This window comes from Streptomyces sp. NBC_01408 (genome assembly GCF_026340255.1).
Classification (GTDB): Bacteria; Actinomycetota; Actinomycetes; order Streptomycetales; family Streptomycetaceae; genus Streptomyces.
In genome coordinates, this window is sequence record NZ_JAPEPJ010000001.1 from 470,182 (window position 1) to 488,799 (window position 18,618).

General features: G+C 71.3%; 19 protein-coding genes. 7 read left to right on the forward strand and 12 right to left on the reverse strand.

All coding sequences use genetic code 11. The features are described from left to right. The first annotated feature begins 58 nt into the window (after positions 1-58). Positions 59-778 (forward strand): PspA/IM30 family protein, encoded by a 720-nt coding sequence (locus tag OG447_RS02090; RefSeq protein ID WP_266934454.1) that lies wholly within the window; start codon positions 59-61, stop codon positions 776-778. A 166-nt stretch (positions 779-944) separates the two neighbouring features. On the opposite strand, the gene OG447_RS02095 is transcribed toward OG447_RS02090, so the two are convergent. From OG447_RS02095 to OG447_RS02125, 7 genes are all read right to left on the reverse strand, one after another. After that, a complete protein-coding gene (locus OG447_RS02095) occupies positions 945-3,527 on the reverse strand; it encodes a SpoIIE family protein phosphatase (protein ID WP_266938711.1) in 2,583 nt (860 codons plus the stop codon). A 185-nt stretch (positions 3,528-3,712) separates the two neighbouring features. Then, entirely contained in the window at positions 3,713-4,141 is a 429-nt protein-coding gene (locus OG447_RS02100) for an ATP-binding protein (RefSeq protein ID WP_266934455.1), read from the reverse strand. 322 nt (positions 4,142-4,463) lie between these two features. After that, positions 4,464-4,856, reverse strand: a complete 393-nt coding sequence (locus OG447_RS02105; protein WP_266934456.1) for a (deoxy)nucleoside triphosphate pyrophosphohydrolase — start codon at positions 4,854-4,856, stop codon at positions 4,464-4,466. A 28-nt stretch (positions 4,857-4,884) separates the two neighbouring features. After that, on the reverse strand, positions 4,885-5,070 hold the full coding sequence (locus OG447_RS02110; RefSeq protein WP_266934457.1) for an SPOR domain-containing protein: 186 nt from the start codon (positions 5,068-5,070) through the stop codon (positions 4,885-4,887). Between the two features lie 461 nt (positions 5,071-5,531). After that, positions 5,532-6,284, reverse strand: coding sequence for a GntR family transcriptional regulator (locus OG447_RS02115; RefSeq protein ID WP_266934458.1), 753 nt, complete (start codon positions 6,282-6,284; stop codon positions 5,532-5,534). Positions 6,285-6,433: 149 nt separating this feature from the next. Next, positions 6,434-7,585, reverse strand: a complete 1,152-nt coding sequence (locus OG447_RS02120; RefSeq protein ID WP_266938712.1) for a DUF4190 domain-containing protein — start codon at positions 7,583-7,585, stop codon at positions 6,434-6,436. 209 nt (positions 7,586-7,794) lie between these two features. Beyond that, the gene (locus OG447_RS02125) at positions 7,795-9,363 is read right to left on the reverse strand and encodes a S8 family peptidase (protein WP_266934459.1); all 1,569 of its coding nucleotides are present in this window, start codon (positions 9,361-9,363) and stop codon (positions 7,795-7,797) included. 219 nt (positions 9,364-9,582) lie between these two features. Here OG447_RS02125 and OG447_RS02130 point away from each other — a divergent pair, with 219 nt between their 5' ends. The 3 genes from OG447_RS02130 (at position 9,583) to OG447_RS02140 (ending at position 12,639) form a co-directional block, all read left to right on the forward strand. Then, the gene (locus OG447_RS02130; RefSeq protein ID WP_266934460.1) at positions 9,583-10,674 is read left to right on the forward strand and encodes a pyridoxal-phosphate dependent enzyme; all 1,092 of its coding nucleotides are present in this window, start codon (positions 9,583-9,585) and stop codon (positions 10,672-10,674) included. A 156-nt stretch (positions 10,675-10,830) separates the two neighbouring features. Further along, complete coding sequence (locus tag OG447_RS02135) at positions 10,831-11,649, forward strand: isocitrate lyase/phosphoenolpyruvate mutase family protein (RefSeq protein ID WP_266934461.1); 819 nt, start codon at positions 10,831-10,833, stop codon at positions 11,647-11,649. Positions 11,650-11,703: 54 nt separating this feature from the next. Beyond that, positions 11,704-12,639 carry an EamA family transporter gene (locus OG447_RS02140; RefSeq protein WP_266934462.1) on the forward strand — a complete coding sequence of 312 codons (936 nt, stop codon included), beginning with the start codon at positions 11,704-11,706 and terminating at the stop codon, positions 12,637-12,639. 94 nt (positions 12,640-12,733) lie between these two features. On the opposite strand, the gene OG447_RS02145 is transcribed toward OG447_RS02140, so the two are convergent. The 3 genes from OG447_RS02145 to OG447_RS02155 all read right to left on the reverse strand — a co-directional run bounded on the left by OG447_RS02145 (position 12,734) and on the right by OG447_RS02155 (position 15,787). Continuing rightward, complete coding sequence (locus OG447_RS02145) at positions 12,734-13,525, reverse strand: serine protease (protein ID WP_266934463.1); 792 nt, start codon at positions 13,523-13,525, stop codon at positions 12,734-12,736. Further along, the gene (locus OG447_RS02150; protein ID WP_266934464.1) at positions 13,522-14,607 is read right to left on the reverse strand and encodes an esterase family protein; all 1,086 of its coding nucleotides are present in this window, start codon (positions 14,605-14,607) and stop codon (positions 13,522-13,524) included. The genes OG447_RS02145 and OG447_RS02150 overlap by 4 nt, the downstream gene beginning before the upstream one ends. Positions 14,608-14,749: 142 nt before the next feature. Beyond that, positions 14,750-15,787 carry an esterase family protein gene (locus OG447_RS02155; protein ID WP_266938713.1) on the reverse strand — a complete coding sequence of 346 codons (1,038 nt, stop codon included), beginning with the start codon at positions 15,785-15,787 and terminating at the stop codon, positions 14,750-14,752. A 454-nt stretch (positions 15,788-16,241) separates the two neighbouring features. On the opposite strand from OG447_RS02155, the gene OG447_RS02160 reads away from it, so the two are divergent. Together OG447_RS02160 and OG447_RS02165 are read left to right on the forward strand one after the other, a co-directional pair. Then, complete coding sequence (locus OG447_RS02160) at positions 16,242-16,511, forward strand: type II toxin-antitoxin system Phd/YefM family antitoxin (RefSeq protein ID WP_019434848.1); 270 nt, start codon at positions 16,242-16,244, stop codon at positions 16,509-16,511. Beyond that, positions 16,504-16,767 carry a type II toxin-antitoxin system RelE/ParE family toxin gene (locus OG447_RS02165; RefSeq protein ID WP_266934465.1) on the forward strand — a complete coding sequence of 88 codons (264 nt, stop codon included), beginning with the start codon at positions 16,504-16,506 and terminating at the stop codon, positions 16,765-16,767. The genes OG447_RS02160 and OG447_RS02165 overlap by 8 nt, the downstream gene beginning before the upstream one ends. A gap of 146 nt (positions 16,768-16,913) precedes the next feature. Here OG447_RS02165 and OG447_RS02170 read toward each other — a convergent pair whose 3' ends face one another. Continuing rightward, positions 16,914-17,168, reverse strand: coding sequence for a Txe/YoeB family addiction module toxin (locus OG447_RS02170; RefSeq protein ID WP_266934466.1), 255 nt, complete (start codon positions 17,166-17,168; stop codon positions 16,914-16,916). Then, entirely contained in the window at positions 17,165-17,446 is a 282-nt protein-coding gene (locus OG447_RS02175) for a type II toxin-antitoxin system Phd/YefM family antitoxin (protein WP_266934467.1), read from the reverse strand. Before OG447_RS02175 ends, OG447_RS02170 begins: the two co-directional genes overlap by 4 nt. 454 nt (positions 17,447-17,900) lie before the next feature. On the opposite strand from OG447_RS02175, the gene OG447_RS02180 reads away from it, so the two are divergent. Next, a complete protein-coding gene (locus OG447_RS02180) occupies positions 17,901-18,515 on the forward strand; it encodes an antibiotic biosynthesis monooxygenase (protein WP_266934468.1) in 615 nt (204 codons plus the stop codon). The last annotated feature ends 103 nt before the right edge of the window (positions 18,516-18,618 follow it).

Here is an 18,618-nt window from a genome sequence, read left to right on the forward strand (position 1 = left end):
TTCACGCAAGGGCCTGTAGCGGCCGGTACCAGACCATCCCTCACGCAGGAGAACCGTCATGAGCAAGCAGACCATCCTCGGCCGCGTCACCCAGCTCGCCAAGGCGAACATCAACGCGCTGCTGGACCAGGCCGAGGACCCGCAGAAGATGCTGGACCAGTTGATCCGCGACTACACGAACAACATCTCGGAGGCGGAGCAGGCCGTGGCGACGACCATCGGCAACCTCCGGATGCTGGAGGCGGACCACAAGGAGGACGTTGAGGCGGCCTCCGAGTGGGGCGGCAAGGCCCTCGCGGCGAGCAGGAAGGCGGACGGGCTGCGGGCGTCGGGCACGACGGCCGACGCCGACAAGTTCGACAACCTCGCGAAGGTGGCACTGGGCCGGCAGATGCAGTCGGAGAAGGAGGCGAGGACGGCGGAGCCGACGATCGCCGCCCAGACGGACGTCGTGGACAAGCTCAAGTCGGGCCTGGACTCGATGAAGAACAAGCTGACGGAGCTCCAGGCGAAGCGCGACGAGCTGGTGTCCCGGGCGAAGACCGCGCAGGCGCAGAACACGATGATGGACGCGGTGAAGAGCATCGACGTCATGGACCCGACGAGCGATCTGAACCGCTTCGAGGAGAAGGTGCGGCGGGAGGAGGCGATGGCGCTGGGCAAGCAGGAACTGGCCGCGTCCTCCCTGGACGCGCAGTTCGAGTCCCTGGACGACCTGGGCAAGACCTCGGAGATCGAGGCGCGGCTCGCTGCGCTCAAGCAGGGCCGCGCAGCCTGAGCCTCCCGGGGGGGGGGGGGGTGGCCGCTGCGCGGAGCCGTCCCCTACCCGCCCTTCCACCGTTCCCCGGGCTCCGCCCGGACCCGCGCCTCAAACGCCGGCGGGGCTGAAATGCCCGCCGGCGACTGAGGCGCGGGGTCCGGGGCGGAGCCCCGGGACGCGGCGCTCAGCCGTACATGTTCAGCAATTGCTCCGCCGAGAGTTCGGAGACGGCCTCCGCCACCGCCCCCGGCAGGGGCAGTTCGAACCAGACCGTCTTGCCCCGGTGGGTCCGCCGCGTGCCCCAGCCGGCCGAGAGCAGGCCCACCAGCTGAAGGCCGCGGCCGCCCTCGTCCGTGTCGCGCGCCCGCCGCCGCCGCGGCTGGACCAGGTTCGCGTCCCACACCTCGCACACCAGCGTCCGGTCCAGCAGCAGGCGGAGCCGGATCTCTCCCTCCCCGTAGCGCAGGGCGTTGGTGACGAGCTCGCTGACCAGCAGCTCGGTGGTGTCCAGCAGCCCTTCCAGGCCCCAGGCCGGGAGCTTGGCGCGGGCCAGTTCGCGGGCCCGGCCCACCGAGCGGGCCTCGCGCGGCAGCTGCCAGTCGCCGACGGCGTCCACCGGCAGGCCCTGGACCCGCGCCATGAGGAGGGCGATGTCGTCCTCCCCGTGCCGGGTGTCCAGGGTGTTCAGCACGTGGTCGCAGACGTCCTCCAGCGGGCGGACCGGGTCCGCGAGGGCCTCGCGCAGGCCGCGCAGCCCCTCCTCCAGGGGATGGTCGCGGGATTCGACGAGCCCGTCGGTGTAGAGGGCCAGCAGGGCGCCCTCCGGGAGATCCACCTCGACCTCCTCGAAGGGCTCGCCGCCCACCCCCAGGGGCATGCCGGTCGGTACCTCCAGCAGCAGGGCGGGCCGCGGCGCGCCGCCCTCGTCCGGGGGTTCGACCAGGACGGGCGGCATGTGGCCCGCGTTGGCGATCGTGCAGCGCCGGGTCACCGGGTCGTAGACGGCGTACACGCACGTGGCGAGGTACACCTCCGAGCGGTCCGCGTCCCGCGAGTGCAGGGCGGCCCGGGAGGCCTGCTGGGAGCCGCCGGGCGCGCCGAGGCCCCGAGCGATCTCGTCGAGGGCGGTCAGCACCTCCGCCGGTTCGAGGTCCAGCAGCGCGAGGGTCCGTACGGCGGTCCGCAGCTCCCCCATCGCGACGGCGGCGCGCAGCCCCCGTCCCATCACGTCGCCGACGACCAGTGCGGTGCGGTGGCCGGGCAGTTCGATGACGTCGAACCAGTCCCCGCCGACCTCGGTGGCCGCGTTGCCCGGCAGGTACCGGCAGGCGATGTCGAGCCCGGCGGCTTCCGGGTCTCCGGGCGGCAGCAGGCTGCGTTGCAGTATCAGCGCCCGTTCGTGCTCGCGGCGGTAGAGCCGCGCGTTGTCGATGCACACGGCGGCCCGCGCGGCGAGCTCCACGGCGACCGCCCGGTCCCGTTCCCCGAAGGGCTCGCTGCCCTTCGTACGGGAGAACTGCGCGAGGCCCACCACCGTGTCGTGGGCCACCATCGGGACGACGAGGGTGGACTGCACGAGGTCCTCGGGCCCCCCGCCCTCGATCAGCCGCGTCCGCGCCGTGCGCAGCGCGAGCGCGCCGGGGGACGCCGCCGGGTAGCGGTGGACGTCCCCTACGGAGACCAGCGCGCCCGGACCGGACAGCGGGGCGTCCGAGACGGCGGAGGCGAAGGCCACCCGGCGCAGCGCGGCGGAGGGCGTCCGGGCCGGGCCCTGGCCGGGCAGGCTGGGCACGCCCGGCCCCTGCGGCCGTGCGGGCCGGTCGTCGTCGCCGAGCAGCAGCCCCTGGTAGAGGTCGACGGCGGCCAGGTCGCAGAAGCCCGGGACGGTCACGTCTAGGAGTTCCCTGGCGGTGGTCTCCAGGTCGAGGGAGTTCCCGATGCGGTGGCCGGCCTCGTTGAGCAGGGCGAGGTTGCGCCGCACCCCTGCTGCCTCGCGGGCGGCGAGGTGGCGGCGGGTGACGTCGGTGCCGATGCCGGCGACGCCGACGGGGCGGCCGGTGCCACCGTGCACCCGGTAGAGGTTGATGGACCAGTGGCGGTCCTCGCGGCTGCCGGGGGTGGCTCCGGTGATCCGCAGGTCGGTGACCGATTCCCCGGTGTCCAGGACCCGGCGCAGGGCGTCGGCCATCCGGTCGGCCTCGTGCGCGGGCAGGTAGTCGTGCACGGTCCGGCCGCGGTGCTCCTCGGCGGCGCCCCCGAAGACGGTCGCGAAGCGGCGGTTGGCCCGCTGCACGGTGAGGTCCGTTCCGAAGAGCAGGAAGCCGAAGGGAGATTGGCCGAATATGGCCTGTGAAGCCGCCAGATCGGATTCGATCCGGCGCAGCGCGCGCACGTCGACGACCACGCACAGTGCGGCCCGCTGTGCGGTCTCGGTCTGGGTGGGCATCACATAGATCTCGGCCACGCCGTGCGCGCCGTCCCCGCCCGGGATGCGGAAGGGGATCAGACCCGTCCACTCCTTGCCGTCGAGGATCTCGGCGACCTTGCGGTGCCCGCCCTCGCGCAACTCGGGGGGCATGAAGGCGTCGACCGGGTCGCGCCCCACCGCCTGGGCGGCCGTCAGCCCGAAGAGTTCCTCGGCGCGCAGGCTCCACTGGTCGACGAGCCCGTCGGGTCCGATCGAGAAGGAAGCAACCTTTATGTAGTCATATATCGAGCCAGGCGGGCTGCTGTGCCACAAGGAGTCGTGCCATTTCTCCCCGGGCACACGGGCCTGATGTGCCTGTGCAGGTATCTCGCTCACGCGACCGTCCCCTCCAGCTCACCGCAACCGGACCGGCCATGACCGAAGTATTCAGCACTACGGCCCCGGACGGCACGGCGTTCACGATCACAGCAAGGTCTCGTTAGTTTCGAGCCACGTCGTGTGACGGTCGGCCACCCTTCACCTTGTTACTCACCAGGAAGTGCCAACTCGAACCACACAGTCTTGCCCGACTTCTTGTGCCGTGTCCCCCAGCGCTGTGATGAGACGGCCACGAGGTGCAGTCCGCGGCCGCCCTCGTCGTCCGGCTTCGCGACCTTCTCCCGGGGCGGATCCGGAAGCGGATCGGAAACTTCCACGAGCAGCGCGGCGCGCCCCGCCGCACCTTGGGCGGCTGGATTTCGCCACTCCAGACGGACCCCGATCGGGCCGGACGCGTAGCGCAGGGAATTGGTGACGAGTTCGCTGACCAGCAGGACGGTCACGTCGCCGACGGAGTCGAGGCCCCAGTCGCGCAGGGTTCCGCGTACGGCGTGGCGGGCGGTGCGGACGGCACCTGGTTCGGCGGGGAAGGCCCACTCGGCGCATTCACCGTCTGTGTCGATCACGCCGATCACTTCCCGGGCCAGCAGCGACCCCAGTCCGGTTCGTCTGGGACGAAAGGGGGACGAGATAGGGATTAATAGCGACATACCCGATATTTGGGGCGCCGTACCACTCGATTCGCCACCCACCGGCGCACTGTGGCGCAGACGGCCTAGAACGCGAGCTTCATGCGCCCCCGTGACCCGGCCGTGCGCGCCTCCGGCCCCGCCGGAGCCACACCGGCCTCGCCGGCGTTTGAGGCGCGGAGTCTGGGGCGGAGCCCCAGGAACCCGGCTCCGCCGGGCACCGGGCTCTGCCCGGACCCGCGCCTCAAACGCCGGCGAGGCCGGAGGTTCAGCCCCGCAGCCGGCGACCCGCCTCGGCGACCGCGGGCCGGTCCTGGTCGAGCCAGTCGACCGACTCCAGCTCCTCCGGTCCGAGCCAGCGCAACTCGTCGTGGTCCTCCAGCGGCGCCGGCTCCCCCGAGACCAGCCGGGCCGTCCACACGTGCAGGACCAGGCCGGGCTTCAGCGGCCACTCCCCCGGGATCCGCTCCAGCGCCTCGGTCTCCACGCCGAGCTCCTCGCGCAGCTCGCGCACCAGCGCGTCGGGGACGGACTCCCCCGGCTCGGCCTTCCCGCCCGGCAGCTCCCAGCGTCCGGCGAGCTCGGGGGGTGCGCTGCGGCGGGCGGCCAGCAAGCGGCCCTCATGACAAAGGGCTCCGCCCACGACTACTCGTACCGTCATGGGCGGAGCCTATGCCAACGCTGGATGCTCAGTTCATCGTGGCGGTGTGACCGATCCGCTCGACCCAGTACAGCTGCTTGTGTCCTCGGTCGTCGAGGCTGTCGACGACCTTCTGGGCCTCGGCCCGGGTGGGATACCGGCCCACCCGGTAGCGGTTGCCGTTGTCGTCCTGACGTATGACCAGCCACGGGAGCAGGGCACCGCTGTCGTTCATCGCGTTTCACCCTCCGCCGACGTACCTGCCCGGGAAACCGCATTGCGCATATGCCCGAGCGTACGCCCGACCTTTACTCAGCGGATACGGTTTTTCACGAAGAGGTACCTCACAGGCGTACGCATCCGGCCATGCGTACGAGGGGGCCGTGTACGCCGGTTCGGACGGGGCGCACGGAGGGCACCGGAAGGATCACCGCACCGCCTCCCCCGCCTCGCGACAGTCGTCCCCGCAGGTGGCGTCGGGGAGAGCGGCGCAGGGAGCGGACCGGCCCCGACCGGACAGGGCCGGTCGGCGGTGCCGAGGATGCCGGGGAGTTCGTACGCCGTCTCGCGGACGGCGCACCGGTGCGCGCCGGTGACCTGCCGGACCGCCCGGAGCAGGTCGGGGCCGAAACGACCGGGGCGATCACCATCGCGCCGAAACCCGCCGGGTCGCCGGCGTGCAGGTGCGCGCCCCGGCTACCGCACCGGGAGGTGGTACGCGAGGCGGTAGCGGTCCGCCGGGACCACCACGTCGGCCGTCTCCACGGCGCGGCCCGACGCGAAGTAGGTGCGGCCGATCACGAGCACCACATGGCCCGGGACCCCGCCGAGGAGGAGGTTCTCCTCCGCCAGGCCCGGCCGCGCACCGACCTCCTCCACCACGTTGTCCACGACGACGTCGATCGCGGCCATCCGGTCGACCACCCCGGAGCCGCCCAGCGGACCCTCCTCGGGCAGCATCACGGGCGTGCGGCCGGTCACGGCCAGGGGCTCCCAGGAGGTCGACAGCATCATCGCCTCGCCGGCGTCCCGGTAGACGTACCGCGTGCGCATCACGCGCTCGCCGGGCTCGATGCCGAGCCGGCGGGCGATCTCCGCCGGTGCGCCGCGCTGTTCGCTGTTCGACTCCCACGTGCCGTGGGCGCCCGCGTCCGCCTGCTCCTGCCGGAAGGGCGTGGAGGCCCCGCCCGTGCGGTAGCCGGAGCGGGCCACACGCCGGGGTACGGGCTGTTCCCGCACGTACGTCCCGGACCCGGACCGGCCCTCGACCAGCCCCTCCGCCATGAGGACCTTGCGCGCCTCCAGAGCCACGGTGTCCGAGACCCCGTACTCCTCGCGGATCCGGGCCTGCGAGGGGAGCCGGGCGTGCGGGGGCAGGGAACCGTCGACGATCTTCCGCCGCAGATCCCCGGCCACGCGCAGATAGGCCGGCTGCTCACCGAAAGTCACGGGCCACTCCCATCAGGTTGACAGACAGCTACACCCTGGCAACCGACGGTTGTAGACCGCAAGCAAGGGCCAGAGTTTCACCCGAAGTGATGAAGCCAGGTCACTCAAACCCGTTACCGCGCGTTACGCGGACGACGCCGCCGACGCGGTCAGACCTGCTCGGACGAAGGTCCGCGTCCGGAACCTTCTTCCGGGTGCCCAGGGTGGTCCTCCAGCCACCGGGGGATCTTCGTCGACAGCCCGTACGCACCGCGCAGGGCCTGCTCCGTCGTGACCGACATCGCGGCCGCGGCCCGGTCCCACTGCTTGTCGAACTCGGTGGACGTCGTCGCCTGCGAGGCCCGCAGCCACGCCGCCCGCGCCGCGCCGAGCTCCTTCAGCTGGGCCGCGACGGCCTTCTCCATCCCCGGCGCGGCACGGTCCCGCTCCAGCGCCGTCACCTCCGTCCCCAGCGCCGTGTACACCTCGCGCGCCCACGTCCGGTGTTCCGCGAGCGAGGTCGCGGGATCCGCCTCCGGAGCCTGGCCCAGGACGAGGTCGACCTCGTTCGCCGCCTCCAGGAAGGACACCTGCGAGGGGGTGAGCGTGCCCGCGTCCCGGCGCAGGCTGCCGCGCTGGTCCTCCTCGGTCGTGCCGATGACGCACAGCAGCTGCCGGTCGCCCCGGCGCCAGGACTCGCGCGAGGGCGCGTAGAAGTACATCTCCGCGTACGCCGGCAGGGCCCAGGTGTCCATCGCGTAGGCGTCCTGCTTCTGCCAGCACTCCGCCTCCGCGTCGCGCTCGGCCTGCTCCGATCCCGGCGGGCCCGCCGGGTCGAACTGGCCCGAGGAGCTGACCTCGCCGTGGTGCTCCTGCGCGCAGTCCACCGTGTACATCAGGGGCCGGTCGTGCATCAGGTCCCCGCCGGGGACGTTGAAGCAGTCGCCCGTCCGCAGGTCCTCCATGTCCGTGAGCTCCCCGTCGGCCTCTTCGAAGGCGCCGGCCGAGTCGAAGCGGTCGCGGACCTCCGTCGCGACCCGGTCGACCGTCAGGACCAGCACTCCCGTCATCGCCACGGACACCACCAGCCCGACGACCGCGAGCACCTTGCCGCGCTCCCGCCTCTTCGCGATCTGCACGAGGGCCAAGATCCCGAAGACGATGCCGAGCGGCGGCAGGCACAGCAGCCCGACGAGCAGGGAGGCCAGGGCGAATCCGTTGAGCGCGGGCGGCCCTCCATAGCCGGGCGGCGGCCCCCACGCCGGCGGCGGCGAGGGCGGCGGCCAGTGGTGACCCGGTCCGGGGGGAGGGCTCGGCGGCATGCTCACGGGACGGGGACTCCAACACAGAGAGCGCGAACGAATGCGCGAATAGTACGCAGCGGGGGCGACCGTCCTGCCGGTCGCCCCCGCCTGTTCATCGCGGCGTACGCGGTGCTGCCGTGCGCCGTCCCGTGCGCGCGGCCGTACGCGGTGCCCCTGGATCGGCGCGCCGGTTCAGCTCCCCCGGATCAGCGCCCCCGGATCAGTTCTCAGAACTGCAGGGCCCAGGAGTCGATCTTCCCGGTGTCGATGTTCGCGTTGTCGTTCACGCGGAGCTTCCAGACGCCGTTCGCGACCTCGGAGGAGGCGTTGACCGTGAAGGTCTTGATGATGTTGTCCGCGCTGCCGCCGGCCCGGTTGTGCAGGACGTAGACGGAGCCGTCGGGCGCGATCAGGTCGACCTTGAGGTCACCGGTGTACGTGTGCTTGATGTCGACCGGGACGCTCAGCGTCGCCGGGGCGTTGCCCGAGACCCCGCTGACGGTGATCGGCGATTCGACGGTGGAGTTGTCGTTGATCGCGAAGTCCGCGGCGTTCTCGAAGCGCGGGCCGGGCGGGACGGTGCCGCCGCCGCCGATGTTGAGCAGGCGGTTCGGGGAACCGGTGCCGGGGCCGGTCACCACGTTCGGCGTCGAGGCGGCGACCAGGCCCGAGGATATCTGGGCCGGGGTGCTGCCCGGGTTCTGCGAGAGGTAGACGGCGGCCGCGCCCGCGACGTGCGGCGAGGCCATCGAGGTGCCGGAGATGGTGTTGGTGGCGGTGTCGCCCGTGCCCCACGTGGAGGTGATGGAGGAGCCCGGCGCGAAGATGTCCAGGATCGAGCCGTAGTTGGAGTAGCTCGCCTTCGCGTCGGTGTTGGTGGTGGCGCCGACGGTGATGGCCTCGGCGACGCGCGCCGGGGACTTGGTGGAGGCGTCCGTCGACTCGTTGCCCGCGGCCACGGCGTAGGTGATGCCGGAGGCTATGGAGTTGCGGACGGCGGTGTCGAGCGCGGAGTCCGCGCCGCCGCCGAGCGACATGTTGGCCACGGCCGGCTTGACGGCGTTCTGCGTCACCCAGTCGATGCCCGCGACGACCTGGGCGGTGGTGCCGGAGCCCTGGTTGTTCAGCACGCGGACACCGACGATCTTGACCTTCTTGGCCACGCCGTACGCGCCGCCGCCGACGGTTCCGGCGACGTGGGTACCGTGGCCGTGGCCGTCCTGGGCGGTGTTGTCGTTGTCGATCGCGTCGTAGCCGTCGGAGGCGCGGCCGCCGAAGTCCTGGTGCGTCTTCCTGACGCCGGTGTCGATGATGTAGGCGGTGACGCCCTCACCGGCCTTGTCCGGGTAGGTGTAGCTCTGGTTCAGCGGCAGCGCGCGCTGGTCGATGCGGTCCAGGCCCCAGGACGGCGGGTTGGGCTGGGTGGCGTCGACGGTGAAGGTCCGGTTCTGCACGACCGACTTGACGGCCGGGTCGGCGGCGAGCTTTCTGGCCTGCGCCTCGGAGACCTCGACGGAGTAGCCGTTGAGGGCCGCGCTGTAGGTCCGGTCGATCGTCGCGCCGTACCGCTTGGCGACGGCCTTGCCGCTGTCGGCGGTGGAGCGCGCGGTGTCGTTCAGGGTCACGATGTAGCTGCCGGGGACGGAGCCCGCGGCGCCCGCGTTCTCAATGACGCCCTGCGCACCGTGGTCGGCCGCGGAGGCGGGTAACGCGGCGGCCGCGCCGAGCGCGAGGGCCACGACGGCGGTCGCGCTGATGCCGGCGAGCTTCCGGCGGGTGTGACGCATCACGGACATGTGAGGTGTCCTCCTCATAGGTGGTGCGTTGCGGGGGGTTGCGCGCAGCCGCCGGGCATCTCCCAGGCATGACTTAGGCATGGTCATGACAATGCAGATGGCCCAACGGGCTGTCGCCTCCGAAAGGTTGACCCAGCCCTGCCGCCTCCCACAAGAGGACGGCGCACCCGTAACATCCGTGCCATACAACGGCCATGATTGAGCAAAGGCGCTCCGCACATGACGCACGCACTCCCCGGTTACGTCTGCCCCGAGGACGGGACGTGCGCCGACGTCCGGACGGCGCCCTGGTGCTGTCCGGTCTGCGGCGGCCCCTGGGACCTCGACTTCGCGCCGGATCCGGCCACCGCTCTGGACCCGGCCGCCGGGCCGAACTCCCTGTGGCGCTACGCGCCCGCGCTGCCGCTGCCGGGGGCCTTCGCCGTGTCACTGGCGGAGGGGCACACTCCGATGGTGCCGCTGGCAGAACGGGTTCACGCCAAACTCGACTTCATGATGCCCACCCTGTCCTTCAAGGACCGGGGCGCGGCGATGCTCGCGGAGCTCGCCAGGCGGCTGGCCCCCGAGCGGGTCGTGGCGGACAGCAGCGGCAACGCGGGGACGGCCGTGGCGGCGTACTGCGCACGGGCCGGGCTCAATTGTGAAGTTTTCGTGCCCGAGGGCACCTCGGACGGCAAGACCGAGCGGATGCGGGCACACGGGGCGGTCGTACGGGTGGTCCCGGGCGGCCGGGAGGCCGCGGCGGAGGCGGCCCGGGAGGCCGCGGACCAGCCGGGCGTCTTCTACGCGAGCCACGTCTTCAACCCGTACTTCCTGCACGGCACGAAGACCTACGTGTACGAGGTGTGGGAGGAGCTGGGCGGCCGGCTCCCGCAGGCCCTGGTCGTCCCGGTGGGCAACGGGACCCTGCTGCTGGGAGCCGCGCTGGCCGTGGAGGAGCTGGCCCGGCGCGGGGTCCGGCCGCCCGCGCTGATCGCGGTGCAGGCCGAGGCGGTGGCCCCGCTCGCGGAGGCCTTCGCGGCGGGCGCGGAGGACGTGGCCCCGGTGGAGCAGCGGCCGACCCTGGCCGAGGGGATCGCGATCCCGGCGCCGCCGCGCGCCCGCCAGATCCTGGCCGCGGTACGCAAGTCCGGCGGGACCTTCCTCACCGTCCCGGAGGACCGCCTGCGCAAGGCCCGGCAGGACCTGGCCCGCCGGGGCCTCTTCGTGGAGCCGACGGCCGCGGCCTGCTGGGCCGCGGTGGGCCCCGACGCCCCCGGCGACCCCCTCCAGGGCCGCACGGCGGTCCTGCCCCTCTGCGGCTCGAAGTAGCCCGCGGCCCACCCCCGCCCACCGGCCCGGGGCCCAACCGGGCCGCCGGGACGGCCGCCGGCCCGGCCCGGCCCGCTGCCCCGGCTGCCGCCGGGCGACGGGCTCGGGGTCGGAAAACCGCCAGCTTCGGGCGGGGCCGTCTGGTCAACTGGGGGCATGACCCGACAGCCTGATCTCGCCGCCCGCGCCCGCGCGTTCGCGGACCTGCACACCCCCGCCCGCCCCCTGGCCCTCGCCAACGCCTGGGACGTCGCCAGCGCCCGGCTCGTCGAGGCCGCCGGCGGGGCCGCCGTCGCCACCACCAGCGCCGGGGTCGCCTGGTCCCTCGGGGCTCCCGACGGGGACGCCCTGGCCCGCGACCGGGCCCTGGACCTCGTCGCCCGGGTGGCCTCCGCCGTCTCCGTCCCCGTCACCGCCGACATCGAGGGCGGCTTCGGCGCCGACCCCGACGCCGTGGCCGAGACCGTCTCGGGGGTCCTGGCCGCCGGCGCGGTCGGCATCAACATCGAGGACGGCAACCGCGCCCCCGCCGAGCACGCGGAGCGGCTCGCCGCGGCCCGCGCCGCCGCCGGGACCGCCGGGGTCCCGCTGTACATCAACGCCCGCATCGACACCTACCTCTTCGGCCTCGGGGAGAGCTCCACCCGGCTCGACGAGACCCTCGACCGCGCCGCCGCCTACCTCCGGGCGGGAGCCACCGGGATCTTCGTACCCGGGGTCACCGACCCGGCCACGGTCGCCGAGCTGGTCAAGGGCATCGACGCCCCGCTGAACATCCTCGTCGGCCCCGGCGCCCCGGCCGTCGCCGAACTCGGCGCGCTCGGCGTCGCCCGCGTCAGCCTCGGCTCGTGGGTCGCGGAGGCCGCGTACGCAGTCGTCCGCCGCGCCACCGAGGAGCTGCTCTCCGGCGGCACCTACGGGTCGCTCGCGCACTCGCTCCCGTACGGCGAGCTGAACGCCCTGATCAAGGGCTGAGACCGGCGGTAAATCATCGAAGCCTGCATAGGCCAACGATCTAGGATCCCGGGCATGCGCACATCAACCAGGGTGGAGGGAAAGGCCCCGGCCGCCCCCCACCGCAAGATCACCGGCGCCGTCTGGACCGCCCTGGCGCTCGTGTACGTCGTCTGGGGCTCGACCTACCTCGGGATCCGGATCGTCGTGCAGACCATGCCGCCGTTCCTCTCCGCCGGAGTCCGCTTCATCACCGCCGGCCTGCTGCTGGCCGCCGTGGTCGCCTGGCGGTACGGGCCGGCCGCGCTCAAGGCCACCCCGGCCCAGCTCCGCTCGACGGTGGTGGTCGGCCTGCTGCTGATCCTCGGCGGCAACGGCCTGGTCGTGCTCGCCGAGACCTCGGTGCCGTCCGGCCTGGCCGCGCTGCTGGTGGCGGCCGTCCCCATGTGGGTGGTGGTGCTGCGGGCGGGCACCGGGGACCGCCCGCCGCTGCGCACCCTGGGCGGCGTCCTCGTCGGCCTCGCCGGGCTCGCGGTGCTGACCCTGCCGGGGCTGAGCGGGGCGGTGCGGCTGTCCGGGGTGCTGCTGGTGGTGGCGGCCTCGGTGCTGTGGTCGCTCGGCTCGTTCTCCGCGTCGAAGCTGACGCTGCCGGGCAATCCCTTCACCGGGAGCGCGTACCAGATGCTCGCGGGCGGTGTGGGCGCCGTCCTCGTCGGCCTGCTGCGCGGCGAGCACCGCGGGCTCGACCCGGCGGCCTTCTCCACCGCGTCCTGGCTGGCCCTCGGCTATCTCGTGCTCTTCGGCTCGCTGGTCGGCTTCACGGCGTACGTGTGGCTGCTCCAGGCGGCGCCGCTGTCGCTGGTGTCCACGTACGCCTACGTCAATCCGGTCGTGGCCGTCGCCCTCGGCTGGCTCATCCTCGACGAGGCTCTGACCTGGCCGATCGTCCTCGGCGGGGCGATCGTCGTGGCGGCGGTGGGCGTGATCGTCAGCACGGAGCGCAAGAAGTAGCGCCCGGGCCCGGGCCCGGGCGGGCCGGCGTACGACGGCGTCGGCGGCGGCCCGCAAGGCGAGTCACCGGCCACGGGACTTGCCCGTCACAGCACTAGCCGCGCGCCGCCCGCTCGTACAGTGCCCTGGCGTGCTCGTCGAAGAGCGCGGCCGTGGAGTCCACGTCCGTGTCCCCGCCGCTCAGCACCCCGATCAGCCGCCCCGGACGGTCCGGGCCGCCCCGGTCGGCGACCCAGGGGCTGCCGCTGGTCCCCGTCCAGAACCCCGCGCAGCTGATGTACAGCATGTCGGGGTCGTCCTCGTCGTGGCGGGTCTGCGTGGTGCAGGAGACGGGCTCGTTCTGGGGGTTGTGCTCGGACTCCGGGTAGCCGACGACCGTCACGTCCCGTTCGTACCCGGAGGTCCAGTCGGGCTTCGGAGCCTCGGAGCCACCGCCCACGGCCTCCTGGACGCTCTGTCCGTCCCCGTCCGGCTCGATGGTGAGGAAGGCGAAGTCGGCGGTGTCCTCGCCCCACTTCGTCCAGCGGTCGTCCACGTGGATCGAGCGGACCTTCCACACCCCGAGCGGATGACTGCCCGAGCCCTCGCCGGAGAAGGCGGGGGCGAAGGCGAGCTCGCCGATGGCCAGGCCGTCGTGGGCGAGCTCGCCCGGCTTCCCGTCTTCACCGGCCGGGGCCACGCAGTGCGCGGCGGTGGCGACGACATTGCCCTTGGGGCTGTCGACCACGCTCGCCGTGCACCAGTGCTCCCCGTTGGCCATGAGTACGCCGACGGTGGGGAAGGGGTGCACCTGGCGGTCGGCCGGCGCCTTGAGGGCCACGACGGCGAAGACCGCCGCGATCCCCGCGACGGCGGCCGCCGACGCCCCCTTCACCACCGGGGTCATCGCACGTCGGGGTCGGGGGTCGGTCCGGACATCACCTTGCTGATCCACTCCAGGGAGCCCTCCCTCATGCCGCGCACGTACGACTTTCCGTTGTGCTCACCATCCTGGATCACCTGGAGCGAGGTGTGCACGGGGCCCTTCCCGTACTCGTTCATGAACTTCTCGGCCTTCTCGCGGCCGGTCTCCGCGGTGCCGATCTGGAAGTTGATGTAGACGTCCGGACCGCCCGCCCTGATCAGCTTGTCGGCGAGCTTCTCGGGGTTGTCCGCGTCCATGGCCTGCGTGTTCCCGTTCCACAGCGGGGAGTCGGGGACGATGTCCGTACCGCTCGCGATGGCCGCCTTGAACCGGTCGGGGTACTTCAGGAGCTGCTTGAAACCGTTGAACCCGCCCGCGGAGGAGCCCATGAAGGCCCAGCCGTCGCGGGAGGTGAAGGTCCGGAAATTGGCCTTCGCGAAATCCGGGACGTCCTCGGCCATCCAGGTGCCCATCTTGGGCTGGCCGGGGATGTCCGAGCCGTCGAAGTGGTGCTTGGTGTCGGCGTTGGTCACCGGCATGACGAGGACGAAGGGAAGGCTCGTACCGGCCTTCGCCCCGTCGCTCACGGCCTGCTGGAGGCCGAGGCCGGGGCCCGTCCCCCAGTAGTTCGTGGGGTAGCCCCGGCCGCCGGGCAGGGAGATCAGCACGGGGAAGGCGCTCTTGGCGTACTTCGGCTCGTAGTACTCCTTCGGCACCCACACCCACACGTCACCCGTGAAGCCGGACTTCTTGCCGGTGAGGGTGGTCTTGCCGATCTGCGTGCCGTCCGGCATCCGATGGGTGCGGACGAACTCGGCGGCCGGCCCGGTGGGCATGCTCACGCCCGGCCGGACGTCGGAGGTCTTGGCGGCCTTCTGCTGGACCTTCCCGAAGGAGACCGGATCCCCTATGTCCGAGAAGAGGCCGTACTTGTAGGCGGCCGCGCCGCCGCCGGCGGCGAGGGTGAGCGCGAGCCCACCGGTGATCAGAATGAGGCGCAGGCGCTTGGGGCGACGGCCACCCCCGGTCGAGGAGCTGCCGTCGCCTTGCTGGTCATGCTGCACGGAATTGTCCCGTTCCTTCTCCGGCGCTCACCTCGGAGCGCGGGCCGGACCAATTGGTCCCCCTTACACCCTCTACAGAGGTGTGAACGACCGGATGGGTTGCCTGGGACGGCTGAGGCGTGGCGCGCACCACGCGGCCGGGTCAGCCCGCTTCGGGCTTCGGGGCCTTGAGTACCTTGCTGACCCACTCCAGGGAGCCTTCCTTCATGCCCCGGACGTAGTGCCAGCCGTTGTGCTCACCGTTCTGGATGTCGCGGATGGTCATCTTGACGGGTCCCTTGCCGTACTGCTGCTGGAACTTCGTCATCCGCTCCTTCCCGCTCTCCTTGGTGCCTATCTGGAAGTTGATGTAGACCTCGGGGCCGTTGCTGTCGATCAGCTTCTTGGCGAGCTTCTCGGGGTTGTTCGCGTCCATCTCCGCCTGGTGGCCCTTCCAGAGCGGGGAGTCGGGGACGATCTCGCCGCCGCTCGCGATCACGGCCTTGAACTTGTCCGGGTGCTGGAGGACGGTCTTCATGCCGACGAAGGCGCCGGAGGAGGAGCCCATGAAGGCCCAGCCGTCACGGGACTTGTACGTACGGAAGTTGGCCCGGGTGAAGTCCGGGACGTCCTCGGCGATCCAGGTACCCATCTTGGCCTGGCCGGGTATGTCGGATCCGTCGTAGTAAAACTTGTTGTCGGGGTTGAGCACCGGCATGATCACGATGAACGGCAGGCTGGTACCGGCCTGGACCCCCTCGCTGATCGCCTTCTGGAGGCCGAGGCTGCGGTCGGACCAGTAGTTGGCCGGGAAGCCGTTGCCGCCGGGGAGCGCGATGAGCACCGGGAAGGCGCTCTTGGCGTACTTCGGGTCGTCGTACTCCTTGGGCGCCCACACCCAGACGTCGCCCTCGAAGCCGGACTTCGCTCCCGCGAGGCGGGTCTTGGCGATGATCGTGCCGTCTTCGAGCTTGGCGGTCTGCTTGAAGTCGGACTTGGGACCGGACGGCATGAGCACGTCGGGGTCACCGGAGGGCTTGGCCGAAGCCCCGCCCGAGGCCTTCGGCTCCGCGGCCGGGGGCGGGTTGCCCTTGCCGAAGCTCACGGCCTCTCCGTTGCCGGAGAACCAGTCGAGCTTCCAGGCGGCGAAGCCGCCACCACCGGCCAGCAGCGCGAGGACGACCACCGCGCTGATCCACACCCCGCGCCGGGACCGCCTCGGCCGCGGGGCCTCGGGGGCGTCCTGCCGGGGCGGGACGGGGCCCGGGGGCTGCTCGCCGTACGGCCGGCCGTACTGCTCCCCGTGCTGCTGGCCGTACTGCTCGCCGTACTGCTGCTCGCCGCGCCGTTCCTCGTACCGCTGGTACGGCTCCTCGTACGACGGCTGGCCCTCGGGCCCCGGGCGCTGCGGGTACTGGTGCACGAACTTCGCTCCGAACGGTCATGACTGCCCCGAGGGCAGAACGGCGGCTGGGCATCCCTTAGTCCTGATGCCCGAATGCTCAGGCCAGTTCCAAAACCAGGCAAAAACATGACGCGAATCTCAGCCGCCGCCCCACGGATGCACGGAAATCCGCGGCGGTGCCTGTGCACGGCCTGACACCCACTGACGGCGCGCATTGTGTACACATGGGACACTCGGTACGCTTGGGCGCATGACGCAGCCACTGCCCATAGAGTCCATCCGCGACGTGCGCGCTCACCTGGCCGAGGTCGTGGAGCGCGCGGACCGCGACGACGTACCCACGGTGATCACGCGCCGGGGCAAGGAAGTGGCCGCCGTCGTCTCCATCGAGGTGCTGCGCAAGTACCAGGAATGGGAAGAGCGCGAGATCAACCGGATCATCGACGAGCGCATGGCCAACCCGGCGCCCGGCATCCCGATCGAGGACATCATGAGGGAGACGCTGGCGCGCGGTGAGTGAGTACCGAACCGTCTTCCGCCCCGAGGCGCAGGCCGAACTTCGGAAGATCCCCCGCGACATGGCGCTGCGCATCCTGGCCAAGCTGACCGAGCTGGAAAGCGACCCACTCGGCTTCAACTCCACCGCTTTGGTGTCCCAGCCTGAGCGTCGCCGGCTGCGAGTCGGCGACTACCGCGTCGTCTACACGATCGACAACGGAGAACTGGTGGTCTGGGTCGTCCACGTCGGACATCGCTCCACCGCTTACGGCACCTGACGCCAACTGATTCAGCGTCAGAACATCCGGCACCCATCCAGCACGGTGACGACGAAGGGGTCGACCTCCTCGGAGGTCGACCCCTTCTGACCTACACGCTTGACGAATCCATCTCAGCACGGGAGGGGCATCCCAGCACTCAGCGATCAGTAGCGGTATCGGGCTGCGAGGATGACGATCACCTTGTCCGTAACCAGGTAGACAAGGCGGTGCTCATCGTCGATCCGTCGCGACCAAGCCCCCGGCAAGTGATACTTCAGCGGCTCGGGCTTGCCGATGCCCGAGAACGGGTCACGCCTGACGTCCTCGATGAGCTTGTTGATCCGGGCGAGCATCTTGCGGTCGTTCTTGAGCCAGGACGTGTAGTCCTCCCAGCCCTGATCCTCGAAGACAAGCCTCACGCGGCACCCGCACCAGCGTCCGCCGAGTCCGGATCGATCAGCTCCCGCTCCGACACATTGACGTGGGCCAGGGCGTTCTCGTACGCCTTGAGCAGCCGCCGGGCGTTTGCCGGCGAGCGCAGCAGGTACGAACCCTCGCGCAGTGCTGCGTAGTCCTCGGCAGAGACGAGCACGGCGTTCCCGTGCTTGGAGACGATCTCGATCGCCTCGTGATTGTCGTTGACCTGCTTGATCAGCGGAAAGAGAGCCTTGCGGGCTTCGCTCGCGGTTATGGACATGACCTGACCTCTTCCCAGAGTGGTACCTAATAACGTACCACTCTCGGCGCCGCTCAGGAGGGGGAACAGCTGATGGATGGTCAGCTATCCCAGCACCATCCCAGCACGGGAAAAAGCCAAGGGCCCACCTCCGGGGAGGCAGGCCCTTCTGACCTGCGCGTGGTGCTGATTCACCCGCTCAGACGTTGAAGCGGAACGTGCACTACAGCGCTCCCACCTGCGGAAACGCGCTCCCCGCCGCTCCAAGTCAGCACAGAATCAGCTGTCACAGAGACCGTCTCACGAATATTCCGACTCGTCACCCAGAGGCTCCATAGGTAGCCACACGCGCCCAGCGACGGCCCGTCTCTTCACCTGAATGCCCCTGCCACGTTGACCCCCATTCGCCCCGGCCATCGCATGGAGTGGGGAACACGAGCCCGCGCGGGGCCACCGGAAGGCAGGAAAGGGCGCTATGTACGTTCGCAGCATCTACGCAACGGGTGATCCGGCAGAGCTCGACGGGGTCGCCGAGGCTCTCCGGACCGACGGGCGGGCGCTGCTGTCGACGCAGCCGGGCTTTCGCGGGATGGGTCTGTTCGCCGACCGCGAGCTCGGCAAGCTCCTGGTGGGATCGTGGTGGGAGGACGAGGCCTCCCGGCAGGCCAGCTACGAGAACCTGAGCAAGCGGCGGGCCGAGATGATGGCGCCCTTCGCGCAGACCGTGACGGTCGACAACTGGGAAGCGGCGGTCGCCCGGCGCGCAGAGGAACTCGGGCCGGGCGCGGGGTTCCGGCTGGTCCGCATGGACGTCGAGCCGCCCGACATCGACCTGCTGGTGGACACGTTCCGCGACACCTCACTGCCCAAGGTCCAGAAGATTCCCGGACTGGCCGGCATCTCCCTGCTCATCGACCGCGATCGAGGCAGAGCCGCTATCGGCGCGCTCTACACCGACCGCGACGCACTCGTGGCATCCCGCGGCGCCGTCGCGGCGGTCCGCGGAGAGGCCGCGACGAAGGCCCACGTGACCACCCGCAGCCTGGAGGAATTCGAGGTGGTCCTCGCCACGGCGGTCCCCCACGCCTGACCCTGCGCCCCCTCGCGCGCCGGGCCACTCGGACTGACACCGCGATTCCAAGTCAGCACCAGGTCAGCACGGGGATGCGGAAGGGGTCGGACTCAACAGAGTC

What these genes read in the sequence shown, in the direction of transcription:
- OG447_RS02145 (WP_266934463.1), bottom strand. Translation starts at nt 13,525, where the DNA reads ATGACCCCGGTGGTGAAGGGGGCGTCGGCGGCCGCCGTCGCGGGGATC.
- OG447_RS02135 (WP_266934461.1), top strand. Translation starts at nt 10,831, where the DNA reads ATGACCCGACAGCCTGATCTCGCCGCCCGCGCCCGCGCGTTCGCGGAC.
- OG447_RS02130 (WP_266934460.1), top strand. Translation starts at nt 9,583, where the DNA reads ATGACGCACGCACTCCCCGGTTACGTCTGCCCCGAGGACGGGACGTGC.
- OG447_RS02105 (WP_266934456.1), bottom strand. Translation starts at nt 4,856, where the DNA reads ATGACGGTACGAGTAGTCGTGGGCGGAGCCCTTTGTCATGAGGGCCGC.
- OG447_RS02175 (WP_266934467.1), bottom strand. Translation starts at nt 17,446, where the DNA reads ATGTCCATAACCGCGAGCGAAGCCCGCAAGGCTCTCTTTCCGCTGATC.
- OG447_RS02125 (WP_266934459.1), bottom strand. Translation starts at nt 9,363, where the DNA reads ATGTCCGTGATGCGTCACACCCGCCGGAAGCTCGCCGGCATCAGCGCG.
- OG447_RS02160 (WP_019434848.1), top strand. Translation starts at nt 16,242, where the DNA reads ATGACGCAGCCACTGCCCATAGAGTCCATCCGCGACGTGCGCGCTCAC.
- OG447_RS02140 (WP_266934462.1), top strand. Translation starts at nt 11,704, where the DNA reads ATGCGCACATCAACCAGGGTGGAGGGAAAGGCCCCGGCCGCCCCCCAC.
- OG447_RS02120 (WP_266938712.1), bottom strand. Translation starts at nt 7,585, where the DNA reads ATGCCGCCGAGCCCTCCCCCCGGACCGGGTCACCACTGGCCGCCGCCC.
- OG447_RS02090 (WP_266934454.1), top strand. Translation starts at nt 59, where the DNA reads ATGAGCAAGCAGACCATCCTCGGCCGCGTCACCCAGCTCGCCAAGGCG.
- OG447_RS02110 (WP_266934457.1), bottom strand. Translation starts at nt 5,070, where the DNA reads ATGAACGACAGCGGTGCCCTGCTCCCGTGGCTGGTCATACGTCAGGAC.
- OG447_RS02180 (WP_266934468.1), top strand. Translation starts at nt 17,901, where the DNA reads ATGTACGTTCGCAGCATCTACGCAACGGGTGATCCGGCAGAGCTCGAC.